This window comes from Roseomonas sp. 18066 (assembly GCF_902706185.1).
Classification (GTDB): domain Bacteria; phylum Pseudomonadota; class Alphaproteobacteria; order Acetobacterales; family Acetobacteraceae; genus Pseudoroseomonas.
The window spans coordinates 16,564-27,266 of record NZ_CACSJM010000081.1 but is presented as its reverse complement, the minus strand read 5'-3'; the positions used below and the strand labels follow the sequence as shown (position 1 = coordinate 27,266).

General features: G+C 70.5%; 11 protein-coding genes. 2 read left to right on the top strand and 9 right to left on the bottom strand.

Annotation, left to right across the window (positions count from 1 at the left end; translation table 11 throughout):
• On the top strand, positions 1-645 hold a 645-nt coding region (locus GVN67_RS16915; RefSeq protein ID WP_235035342.1), incomplete at its 5' end, for a DNA-3-methyladenine glycosylase.
• Here the strand turns inward: GVN67_RS16915 and GVN67_RS16910 are convergent.
• Genes GVN67_RS16910 through GVN67_RS16895 form a run of 4 tightly spaced genes read right to left on the bottom strand, consistent with a single transcriptional unit; the run spans position 642 to position 3,778 of the window.
• Positions 642-1,052 (bottom strand): ester cyclase, encoded by a 411-nt coding sequence (locus GVN67_RS16910; protein WP_159998061.1) that lies wholly within the window; start codon positions 1,050-1,052, stop codon positions 642-644. The two genes, GVN67_RS16915 and GVN67_RS16910, sit on opposite strands and share 4 nt — an antisense overlap.
• Positions 1,053-1,090: 38 nt before the next feature.
• The gene (locus GVN67_RS16905; protein ID WP_159998059.1) at positions 1,091-1,855 is read right to left on the bottom strand and encodes an alpha/beta fold hydrolase; all 765 of its coding nucleotides are present in this window, start codon (positions 1,853-1,855) and stop codon (positions 1,091-1,093) included.
• Between the two features lie 13 nt (positions 1,856-1,868).
• Positions 1,869-2,732: a DMT family transporter gene (locus GVN67_RS16900; protein ID WP_159998057.1), complete on the bottom strand. Its 864-nt coding sequence runs from the start codon at positions 2,730-2,732 to the stop codon at positions 1,869-1,871.
• 38 nt (positions 2,733-2,770) lie between these two features.
• Complete coding sequence (locus GVN67_RS16895) at positions 2,771-3,778, bottom strand: NAD(P)H-quinone oxidoreductase (RefSeq protein WP_159998055.1); 1,008 nt, start codon at positions 3,776-3,778, stop codon at positions 2,771-2,773.
• 233 nt (positions 3,779-4,011) lie between these two features.
• Here GVN67_RS16895 and GVN67_RS16890 point away from each other — a divergent pair, with 233 nt between their 5' ends.
• Positions 4,012-5,208: an ABC transporter substrate-binding protein gene (locus GVN67_RS16890; RefSeq protein WP_159998053.1), complete on the top strand. Its 1,197-nt coding sequence runs from the start codon at positions 4,012-4,014 to the stop codon at positions 5,206-5,208.
• Between the two features lie 84 nt (positions 5,209-5,292).
• On the opposite strand, the gene GVN67_RS16885 is transcribed toward GVN67_RS16890, so the two are convergent.
• The 5 genes from GVN67_RS16885 to GVN67_RS16865 form a co-directional block, all read right to left on the bottom strand.
• Positions 5,293-6,276, bottom strand: a complete 984-nt coding sequence (locus GVN67_RS16885) for a tripartite tricarboxylate transporter substrate binding protein (RefSeq protein WP_159998051.1) — start codon at positions 6,274-6,276, stop codon at positions 5,293-5,295.
• A gap of 38 nt (positions 6,277-6,314) precedes the next feature.
• On the bottom strand, positions 6,315-7,433 hold the full coding sequence (locus tag GVN67_RS16880) for an ABC transporter ATP-binding protein (RefSeq protein ID WP_159998049.1): 1,119 nt from the start codon (positions 7,431-7,433) through the stop codon (positions 6,315-6,317).
• Between the two features lie 2 nt (positions 7,434-7,435).
• Positions 7,436-8,350 carry a sn-glycerol-3-phosphate ABC transporter permease UgpE gene (gene ugpE / locus GVN67_RS16875; RefSeq protein ID WP_159998047.1) on the bottom strand — a complete coding sequence of 305 codons (915 nt, stop codon included), beginning with the start codon at positions 8,348-8,350 and terminating at the stop codon, positions 7,436-7,438.
• 12 nt (positions 8,351-8,362) lie between these two features.
• Positions 8,363-9,247: a carbohydrate ABC transporter permease gene (locus tag GVN67_RS16870; RefSeq protein ID WP_159998046.1), complete on the bottom strand. Its 885-nt coding sequence runs from the start codon at positions 9,245-9,247 to the stop codon at positions 8,363-8,365.
• A 78-nt stretch (positions 9,248-9,325) separates the two neighbouring features.
• A complete protein-coding gene (locus GVN67_RS16865; RefSeq protein ID WP_159998044.1) occupies positions 9,326-10,660 on the bottom strand; it encodes an extracellular solute-binding protein in 1,335 nt (444 codons plus the stop codon).
• Between the last annotated feature and the right edge of the window lie 43 nt (positions 10,661-10,703).

Here is a 10,703-nt window from a genome sequence, read left to right as displayed (position 1 = left end):
GACAGCAGCCCGCGCGCCGCCCGTGCCCATCTGGCCGCCGACCCGATCCTCGGCCCCGTGGTGCGCCAGGTCGGCGCCATGACGCTGAAGCCGCTGTCCCGCGAGCCCTACGAGGCCCTGGTCCGCGCCATCGCGCACCAGCAGGTGCATGGCCGCGCCGCCGAGGCGATCCTCGGCCGGCTGATCGCGCTGTTCCCCGGCCAGGATTTCCCGCATCCCGAAGGTGTCCTGGCCCTGCCGGAAGAGGGGCTGCGCGGCTGCGGCTTCTCGGGCGCCAAATGCGCCGCCATCCGCGACATCGCGCTGAAATCGGTGGGCGGGCTGGTGCCGACCCGCCTCGCCGCCGCCCGCCTGCCGGATGAGGAGCTGATCCAGCGCCTGGTCGCCATCCGCGGCGTCGGCCGCTGGACGGTGGAGATGCTGCTGATCTTCACCCTCGGCCGCGGCGATATTCTGCCCGTCGACGATTTCGGCGTCCGCGAAGGCTATCGCGCCGCGGCGGGGCTGGACGCCCAGCCGAAGCCGAAAGAACTGGCGGCGATCGGCGAGGCCTGGGCGCCGTTCCGCTCGGCGGCCGCCTGGTATCTGTGGCGGGCCGCGGATCTGGCGAAGGACGGGAAATTCAAGGCGCCGACGGCGATCTAGGCGCCGGTCAGCTGCTGCATCAGGCCGAAGACATCCATCTGGATGCGGGTGTCCTGCACGCGCCCGCCTTCGATCCGGTCGATCACCATGCCGCCGACCGAAACCCTCCGGCGCGTGGCGGGCACGCCGAAGAAGGCTGCTTCATGGGTGCCGGTCCAGGTGAAGCGGGTCAGCACCTTGTCGCCCTCGGCGATCTGCTCCTCGACCGTCCAATGCATGTCCGGGAAGCCAGCGCGCATGCCGCGCAGCACCTCCTGCACCCCCGCCAGCCCGGGGCCCTGGCCGGGGAATGGCTCGAGCTCCACCACGTCCTCGGCCATGTAGTCGCCGGCGGCGTCGAGCTCGCCCTGGTTGATGACCCGGTCGATGAAGGCACGGATGAGCTGCTTGTTCTGCCCGGTCGACATGCGCCTTCTCCCCCGACGGCCCTTGGCCGGTTCTGTGGCTACTTCAGGAACATCTCGACGGCGGCGACGAAGCCTTCCGGCTTTTCCGCATGCAGCCAGTGGCCGGCGCCCTTGACCGTGCCGAAGCGGACGGCGGGGAAATACTGCCGGAAGACCGGGCGCAGCTCCTCCCGGATATAGTCCGACTTCTCCCCGCCCAGCGCCAGCACCGGGCCGTCGAAGCGGGCGCCCTCGGCGAAGGGCGGCGCGGCCTCGATCACCGGCAGGGCGGCCGCGATCTCGTCCAGGCCGATGCGCCAGGCGGGCGGATCGAAGCGCAGGCCTTGGAGCAGGAAAGCGCGGACGCCGGGGTTGGGGACGGCCTCGGCCAGGGCCGCATCGGCCTCGCGGCGGGTCAGGCCTTCCTGCAGTGGGATCGCCTGCATGGCGGCGGCGTAGGGGCGGAAGGCGGGCGGGTAGTCGACCGGGGCGATGTCGGCGACCACCAGCCGGGCGACGCGGGCCGGCCGGGTCAGCGCCAGGGTCATCGCCACCTTGCCGCCCATCGAATGGCCGAGCAGGTCGACCGGCGCGTCGCCGAGCACCGCGTCCAGCGTCTCGGCCACGTCGGCGGCCATGGCCGGGTAGTCCATCGCGGCGGCATGCGGCGACTGGCCGTGGTTGCGCAGGTCGAGGGCGATGACGCGGCGGCCGTTGGCGGCCAGGGTCTTCTGCACGGCGGCAAAATTCTGCGCCTGGCCGAACAGCCCGTGCAGCAGCACCAGCGGGCGGCCTTCCCCGGTCTCGACGGCGCGCAGCAGCATGTCCGAAACCCTCTCAGCCGCGGGTGGCGACGGCGACGCTGGCGCCGATCAGCGCGCCGCCGATGATGACGTCCCAGCCCACCGGCTCGCCCAGCCACAGGGTGGAGACGAAGACGCCGATCGCCGGCGCCAGCAGGAAGCCGACGGAGGAGACGGCGCCCGGCAGCCGGCGCCCGGCCTCGATCACCGCCCAGGTGCCGACGGGGGCGACGATGCAGCCGATCAGCGCCGCATGCCAGTAGGAGGCCGGGCCGATGCCGCCCGAGGGCTCCATGACGATGGCCATGGGCACCAGGATCAGCGCGCCCAGCAGGAAGCACCAGGGCAGGTTGGCCAGCATGGTGGTGCGCGGCGGGTAGCGGCGGGTGACGATGATGGCGCAGGACCACAGCAGCGCCGCCAGCACCAGCATGGCGTGGCCCAGCAGGATGTCGGGGTCGCGCCAGTCCACCGCCCAGGGGCCGGACAGCGCGGCGACGCCGGCCAGGCCGAGGCCGGCGGCGATCCAGCGGCGCGGCGACACCGTCTCGCCCATCAGCAGCACCGACATCGGCACCAGCCAGTAGATGGTGACATTGGCCAGCACCGCGGTGCGTCCGGCGGGGACGAGCGCCACCGCCAGGTGGGTCAGGGCGAAGAAGGCGCCCAGCTGCAGCAGGCCCACGCCCAGCACCGCCGGCCAGTCCTGCCGCGAGGGGAAGCTGAGCTGGCGCAGCAGCGCCAGCCCCACCCCGGAGACCAGCGCCCCCAGCAGGGTGCGGGAGACGGCGAACCACAGCGGCGTGGCATCCGCCAGCGCCGCCTTGGTCACGGGCCAGGCGCCGCCGAACAGGGTCACGGCGATCAGCAGCAGGCGCAGGTCGGCCAGTTTCAGCATCAGGGGTGGGCAGGCTCGGCCAGGGTTATCGGGGACGGCTATTTGGACAGGTCGAGCAGGATCTTGCCGATATGCGTGCTGCTTTCCATCAGCGCATGCGCGGCGGCGGCCTGGTCGAGCGGGAAGACCGAATGGATCACCGGCTTGCAGCGGCCGCTGGCCAGCAGCGGCCAGGCCTTGGCCTCGAGCTCGGCGGCCAGCGCGCCTTTCTCGGCGGTGGTGCGCGGGCGCATGGTGCTGCCGGTGACGATCAGGCGCTTCAGCATGATCGGGCGCAGGTCGACCTTCTCCGCCTCATGCCCCTGCAGGAAGGCGATGATCACCAGCCGGCCGTCCTTGGCCATGCAGCGCAGGTTGCGCTGGAAATACTCGGCGCCGACCATGTCGAGCAGCACGTCGACGCCGCGTCCCCCGGTCAGCGTCTTCACCTCGGCGGCGAAATCCTGGGTCTTGTAGTTGATCGCCGCATCGGCGCCGAGATCCAGCATCGCCTGGCATTTCTCGTCGCTGCCGGCGGTGGCGTAGACGGTGGCGCCGAAGGCCTTGGCCAGCTGGATGGCGGTGACGCCGATGCCGGAGGTGCCGCCATGCACCAGCAGGGTCTCGCCGGCGGCCAGGCGGCCATGGCCGAAGACATTGGCCCAGACGGTGAAGAAGGTCTCGGGCAGGGCCGCGGCCTGCAGCGCGTCGAAGCCGGCCGGCCAGGGCAGGGTCTGGGCCTCGGGCGCCGTGCAATATTCGGCATAGGCGCCGCCATTGGTCAGCGCGCAGACCTTGTCGCCGATCTTGTAGCGGGACACGGCGCTGCCGACGGCCACGACCTCGCCGGCCGTCTCCAGGCCAAGCACCGGGCTGGCGCCGGGCGGCGGCGGGTAGGCGCCCTTGCGCTGCTGCACATCCGGCCGGTTGACGCCGGTGGCCAGCACCCGGATCAGCACCTCGTCCGGCTTCGGGGCGGGCACGGGGCCGCGCGCCGGCACCATCACCTCGGGCCCACCACCCTCACCATGGGCGATATAGGTCATCTCCTGCGGCAGGGTGGTCATCCTCGGTCGTTTCCTTGCGGCCATGGGTGTGGCAGGGTCGCGAGAGTCGGCGCCCTGCCGCTTTCCGTCAAGCCAAGCACGAGCATGTCACGATGATGCATCCGCCCCGTCGCGCGACGGGAAGGTCAGGGGAGCAGTCCAGCCCGGAATCCTGTGCCGCATCCTGTGCCGCATCCCGTGCCGCCTCGGCGCCGCTGGACCGCCGCCGGCTGCTGCAGGGCGCGGGCGCGATCATGGCATCGGGGCTGGCGCGGCCGGCGCTGGCCCAGGCGCCGCGCGCCGCGGCCGCGGAGCTGCGCATCGGCGCCGTCTATCCTTTCGCCGGCCCCCTGGCGCTGCTGGGCGACGAGAGCTTCCGCGGGCTGGAGCTGGCGGTCGAGGCGCGCAACGAGGCCGGCGGCGTGCAGGGGCGGATGCTGCGCCTGGTCAAGGCGGAGGCCACCGACGCCGCCCAGGCCGGCGAGGCGGTGCGCCGCCTGGCCCAGGCCACCAGCCCGGCCGAGCGGGTCGCGGCGCTGTTCGGCACCTGCGCCTCGCCGCTGTCGCTGGCGGCCAGCCAGGCGGCGGAGCTGGCGGGGCTGCCCTATTTCGAGCTCGGCGCCATCGGCGATTCGATCACCAGCCGCGGCTTCCGCTACCTGTTCCGCAGCTGCCCGCGCGGCAGCGACTTCGCCGCCCTCAGCCTGCGCGCCACCCGCTGGCTGCTGCCGGCGCTGTGGCAGACGCCGCTGGCGGGCCTGCGCATCGCCATCCTGCACGAGGACGGGCTGTACGGGCAGAGCGTTGCCGGCCCGCAGGAGGCGGGGCTGCAGGGCCAGGCCGGCTTCCTCGGCCGCTTCGGCTATGCGCCGGGCGGGCAGGACATCCCGGCGCTGGTGCAGCGGCTGCGCACCGCGGATGCGCAGCTGCTGCTGCACACCGGCCATGCCTCGGAGGTGATGCTGCTGTTCCGCGCCATGCGCGAGGCCGGCTGGCGGCCGCGCATGGTGCTGGGGGCGGGCGGCGGCTACAGCCTGGCCGACACGGCGCAGGCGCTGGGCCCGGCCTTCGAGGGGGTGATGACGGTCGACTTCCCGCCCTATGCCGTCGCCGGGCGGATGGGCGCCGAGGCGCGCGCCTTGGCCGAGGCCTATCGCGCCAAGTACGGGCATGACCCGCGCTCCGGCCACAGCCTTGCCAACAGCGCCGGCGCCCGCATCTTCTTCGAGGCGCTGCAGCGCGCCGGGTCGCTGGAGCGCGAGAAGATCCGCGCCGCGGTGATCGGGCTGGAGCTCGATGCCCAGGCGGCGCCGCTGGGCTGGGCCGCCGATTTCGACGAGAGCGGGCAGAACCTGGCGGCCCAGCCAGTGCTGGCGCAGTGGCAGGGCGGGCGGCTGGTCACGGTCTTCCCGGACACCGCCGCGCTGGCCACCCCCCTGCCCTCGCTCTGAACGAAAAAGGGCGCGACCCACCAGGTCGCGCCCCCGTCCCGTGCCGCGGCCGCCGTCCCCACGAGACGGCGGCAGCCCGAAAGATTAATCGGCCTTGATGCCGGCCTCGCGGATGATGGGCTCCCACTTGGCGATCTCGTCGGTCAGGTACTTCTTGGCCGATTCCGGGGTGCTGTCGCTGCGGGTGGTCATGGTCAGGTCGGCCAGCTTGGTCTGCACCGACTGCATCGCCAGCACCTGGTTCACCGCCTGGTTCATCTTGGCGACGATCGGCTCCGGCGTGCCGGCGGGGGCCAGGATCATGTGCCAGGTATAGGCCTCGTAGCCGGGCACGCCCGCCTCCTGGAAGGTCGGCAGGTTCGGCAGCTGCGGCATGCGCTGCGCCGAGGAGATGGCCAGGCCCTTGACCTCGCCGCGCTGGACGAAGGGCAGCGCGCTGTTGGCGACATCCAGCATCATGGTGACCGTGCCGTTCAGCAGGTCCGGCATGGCGGCGGCGGAGCCGCGATAGGGCACGTGGTTGACCTTCAGCCCGCCGGCCTGGCGCAGGAACAGCTCGCTGGCCAGGTGCAGCGCCGCGCCATTGCCGGTGCTGGCATAGTCGTACTTGCCCGGGTCCTTCTTGAAGAGCGCGATCAGCTCCGCAAGGTTGTTGGCAGGCACGGTCTTGTTGACCATCAGCAGCATCGGGATGGTGCCGGCCAGCGCCACCGGCTGGAAGTCGTTGACCGGGTCGAAGGGCAGGCTCGGATAGATGGCGCGGATCGCCGCCTGGGCGATCGTCGTGTAGAGCAGGGTGTGGCCGTCCTTCGGCGCCTTGGCCACCGCGTCGGCGCCGACGACGGTGCCGGCGCCGGTGCGATTCTCGACGATCACCCGCTGCGGCAGCATCTTCGACAATTCATCGGCGATCAGCCGGGCCGGAATGTCGGTCGGGCCGCCGGCCGAGAAAGGCACCACCAGGCGGATCGGCTGGCTCGGCCAGGAGCCCTGCGCGCGCAAGCCGGAGGGCAGCAGGGCCGGGGCCGCGAGGCCAGCGCCCACCACGAACAGCTTGCGACGATTCATGAGCATCATGTCATTCCCGGGTTACGTTCCTGCTCGCTTTATCGTGCTGCGGTGGGGGCAAAGTCCAGTCCCGAGGATGTTTCCGGCGCGCGCAGGCTCTCCAGCTCAAGCCGTTCGCCGCTGACGGTGTCGAACAGATGCAGCCGGTTCGCCGGCAGCTCGAGGCCGATGCGGCTGCCGCGCGCCGGCGCCGCCTCGGCCGCGACATGGCAGGCGATGCCGGTGCCGCCGGGCAGCTTGGCATGCACCAGCGCGGAGCTGCCGAGATCCTCGACCATGGTCACCTCGGCATCGATCGGGCCGCCCACGACATGCTCGGGGCGGATGCCCAGCGTGACCGCGGCATTGCCATGCACGATGCGGCCCGACAGGCGCAGCAGCGGGCCGCCGGCCAGCTTCACCACCTCGCCGCCCGGCATCAGCTCGGCGGGGATCAGGTTCATCGCCGGCGCGCCCAGGAAGCCCGCGACGAACAGCGAGGCCGGGCGTTCATAGACGGCGCGCGGCGTGCCGGTCTGCTCGACGCGGCCGGCATTCATCACGACAAGGTGATCCGCCAGCGTCATCGCCTCCTGCTGGTCATGGGTGACCAGGACGGAGGTGGCGCCGAGCTGCTCGTGCAGCCGCCACAGCTCGAGCCGCATCTGCACGCGCAGCTTGGCGTCGAGGTTCGACAGCGGCTCATCGTAGAGGAAGACCTTCGGCCGGCGGACCATGGCGCGGCCCATGGCGACGCGCTGGCGCTGGCCGCCCGACAGCTGGCCCGGGCGGCGCTCCAGCAGCGCCGAGAGCTCCAGCGCGCCGGCGACCTCGGCCAGCCGCGCCTGGCGCTCGGCCTTGGGCATGCCGGCAACCTTCAACGGATAGGCGATGTTCTCGGCCACCGTCATGTGCGGGTAGAGCGCGTAGTTCTGGAAGACCATGGCGCAGCCACGGTCCTTCGGCTCGCGCTCGTTCATGCGGGCGCCGTGGATGCGCAGCTCGCCCCCCGAGATGGTCTCGAGGCCGGCGATCATGCGCAGCAGCGTCGACTTGCCGCAGCCGGAGGGGCCGAGGATGACGATGAAGGCGCCTTCCGGCAAAGCCAGGTCGACATCGTGGATGGCGGTGCTGCTGCCATAGACCTTGCGGGCGGCGCTGAACTCGATGGCGTGCATGGCTATTTCTCCGTCTGCACCAGGCCGCGCACGAACCAGCGCTGCATCAGGATGACGATGGCAAGGGGGGGCAGCATGGCCAGCAGCGCGCCGGCCATGACGATGTTCCATTCGGGCGCGCCGTCGCCGCGCGGCACCATCCGCGACAGCTGCACCATGACGGTGGCGCGCTCGGGCTCGGTGGTGACCAGCAGCGGCCAGAGATACTGGTTCCAGGCATAGACGAACAGGATCGTGGCCAGCGCCGCCATGGTGGTGCCCGACAGCGGCAGCAGCACGTCGCGCAGGAAGCGCATCGGGCCGGCGCCGTCCATCTTGGCGGCCTCCACCAGCTCCTCCGGGATGGTCAGGAAGAACTGGCGGTAGAGGAAGGTGCCGGTCGCCGTCGCGATCAGCGGCAGGATCAGGCCGGCGGTGCTGTTCAGCAGGCGCCATTGCAGGTCGACCTGGATGCCGGCGACCATCTGGATCAGCCAGGTCAGGCCGGTCGCGTCCAGGATCGCCTGGAACGGGCGCAGCGCGTTCGCCGCCACCGCATAGGTCGGCACGATGCGAACCTCGAGCGGCAGCATCAGCGTGATGAAGATCAGCCAGAAGACCACGAGCCGCGCGCGCCACTGGAAGAAGACGATGGCGAAGGCGGCGAGCATGGCCAGCACGATCTTGCCGATGGTGACGCCGACCGCGACCACCAGGCTGTTGAGGAAGCGGGTCGCGAAGCCGCCGCGGGTCCAGGCCTCGGCGATGTTCTGGAAGAAATGCTCGCCGGGCAGCCAGTTGATGGGGACGCGGTTGACGCCGGCGATGTCATGCGTCGCCGCGACAAAGGCCAGCCACACCGGCACCAGCAGGGCGACCGCCGAGAGCAGCAGAAGGATATGGGTGAAAAGGTCCAGCAGCGGACGGCGTTCGACCATGGCGGCGGGTCCTCAGCGGTAATGCATCTTCCGCTCGACGAAGCGGAACTGGATGAAGGTGAGGAGGACCATCAGCCCCATCAGCACGATGCTCTGCGCCGCGGCGCCGGAGTAATCGAGGCCTTTGAAGCCGTCGGCATAGATCTTGTAGACCATCAGGTCGGTGGCGCGTGCCGGGCCGCCGGCGGTCATGATGTCGACCAGGCCGAAGCTGTTGGTGAAGCTGTCGGTCAGGTTGATGACCAGCAGGAAGAAGAAGGTCGGCGCCAGCAGCGGCACCTGGATGTCGCGCATCCGCCGCATCGGGCCGGCGCCATCCATCGCCGCCGCTTCCGTCAGCCCGCGCGGGATGGATTGAAGGCCGGCCAGGAAGAAGACGAAGTTGTAGGCGACCAGCTGCCAGGCGCCGGCCAGGATCAGCATCAGCATGGCGTGCGTCCCGTTCAGCGACGGGTCCCAGGCATTGGGCGAGATCGTGTTGAGCACGCTGAAGATGCCGGCCCGCGCATCGAAGACGAAGCGGAAGATCATGCCGATGGCGGGCGCGGCGATGGCATAGGGCCAGATGAGGGCCACGCGCCAGTGCCGGCTGCCGCGCACCTCGCGGTCGACGAAGAGCGCCAGCAGCAGCGCCACGCCGATCGCCAGGATGGAGGTGCCGAGCGCGTAGACGATGCTGACCTTCACCGACGACCAGTAATGCGCGCTGCTGAAGACCTCGAAGAAGTTCTGCCAGCCGACCCATTCGCGGCCGCCGCCCCAGGGCTGCTCGAGCGTGAAGGCCCAGACGAAGGCCTCGCCGGTCGGCCAGTAGAAGAAGACAAAGATGATCAGCAGCTGCGGCAGGACCAGCAGCCAGGGCAGCAGCGGCGTGCGGAAGGTGGCGCGGCGTTCCAAAGGTCTCTTCCCCGTTCAGGGCAATGAAAAGCCCCGCGCGCCGGTGATGGCGCGCGGGGGGCAGGCAGGCGCGGTCGATCAGGGCAGCTGGCGGCCGCGATAGGTCTGCTCGAAGCGGCGCAGCAGGCGGTTGCTCTCGGCCTGCAGGTCGTTCAGCGCCTGGTCCATCGTCTTCTGGCCGGAGAAGGCGGCGGCCATCTCATTGGCGTAGAGGGCGCGGATCTGGGTGAAGTTGCCGAGGCGCAGGCCGCGCGAGTTCTCGGTCGGCTCCGTCACCAGCAGCGAGGTCATGGCGACCTCGCGACCGCGGTTCTGCGGCTGGTCGTAGAAGCCGCTGGCCTTGATGCTCTCGAAGCCGGTCCGCGTCACCGGGATATAGCCGGTGTTGGAGACCATGAACTGCTCCTGCTCCGGCTTGGCGATGAAGGCCAGGAAGGCGGCGGCGCCCTTGTACTCGGAAGCCGGGCGGCCCTTCAGCACCCAGAGGCTGGCGCCACCGACCATGCTGTTGGTGCGGCTGTGGCCGGCATAGAGCGGCAGCATGCCGACGCTCCACTCCAGGCCCTGCTTCGCCGTGCGGCCGATCGCCACGTGGTTGGCGATGGAGGCCATCATCATCGCGCATTCGCCCTGGGCGAAGCTGTCGGCCAGGCCGCGGCCGCCCTGCGGCGTGCGGATCTGGATCAGGCCTTCCTTCTGCCAGGCCATCAGGTTGTTGGCGTGGCGGCGGAACAGCGGCGCGATCTGCACCTCGGCGTTCAGCCCGCCGAAGCCGTTCTGCTGCGTCGCCATCGGCAGGTTGTGGATGGCGTTGAACTGTTCCCAGTGCTGCCAGCTGTCGAAGTCGATGGCGATCGGGCAGGCATGGCCCTGCGCCTTCAGCGCGCGGGCGGCCTTCTCGATGTCTTCCCAGGTCTCCGGCGGCTTCTCCTGGCCGACGGCGCGATAGGCGCCGGCGTTCCAGTACATCACCGCGGTCGAGCTGTTGAAGGGGAAGGACAGCATCTCGCCCTTGCTGGTGGCGTAGTAGTTGCCGACCGAGGAGATGTAGTTGTCCCACTGAACGGAATAGCCGTTCTCGCTCATCAGCTGGCGCGCCGGCAGGTACTGGCCGGACAGCATCAGGTCGGTGGTGCCGACGTCATAGACCTGCACCACGGTCGGGTGCTCGCCGGCGCGGAAGGCGGCGATGGTGTTCTGCAGCGCGCGGTCGTAGCTGTTCTGGTTGGTGCAGACGATCTCGAACTCGCTCTGCGCCGCGTTGAAGTTCTTGCAGTAGTTCTCCATCACCTCGCCGAGCTGGCCGCTCAGCCCGTACCACCAGGTGAAGCGGCTGCGCGTCTGCGCCTCCGCGTCATGCGCGCCGAGCGACAGCGCCAGGCCGGCAACGAGCGCCGTGATCTTGAACTTCATGCGAATCCCCAATGGCGGCGGGCGGCGGTCGGCCGGCCCGGTC

Coding starts and splice junctions, on each gene's coding strand:
- GVN67_RS16910 (WP_159998061.1), bottom strand. CDS start 1,052: ATGTCGACCGGGCAGAACAAGCAGCTCATCCGTGCCTTCATCGACCGG.
- GVN67_RS16905 (WP_159998059.1), bottom strand. CDS start 1,855: ATGCTGCTGCGCGCCGTCGAGACCGGGGAAGGCCGCCCGCTGGTGCTG.
- GVN67_RS16900 (WP_159998057.1), bottom strand. CDS start 2,732: ATGCTGAAACTGGCCGACCTGCGCCTGCTGCTGATCGCCGTGACCCTG.
- GVN67_RS16895 (WP_159998055.1), bottom strand. CDS start 3,778: ATGACCACCCTGCCGCAGGAGATGACCTATATCGCCCATGGTGAGGGT.
- GVN67_RS16890 (WP_159998053.1), top strand. CDS start 4,012: ATGGCATCGGGGCTGGCGCGGCCGGCGCTGGCCCAGGCGCCGCGCGCC.
- GVN67_RS16885 (WP_159998051.1), bottom strand. CDS start 6,276: ATGAATCGTCGCAAGCTGTTCGTGGTGGGCGCTGGCCTCGCGGCCCCG.
- GVN67_RS16880 (WP_159998049.1), bottom strand. CDS start 7,433: ATGCACGCCATCGAGTTCAGCGCCGCCCGCAAGGTCTATGGCAGCAGC.
- ugpE (WP_159998047.1), bottom strand. CDS start 8,350: ATGGTCGAACGCCGTCCGCTGCTGGACCTTTTCACCCATATCCTTCTG.
- GVN67_RS16865 (WP_159998044.1), bottom strand. CDS start 10,660: ATGAAGTTCAAGATCACGGCGCTCGTTGCCGGCCTGGCGCTGTCGCTC.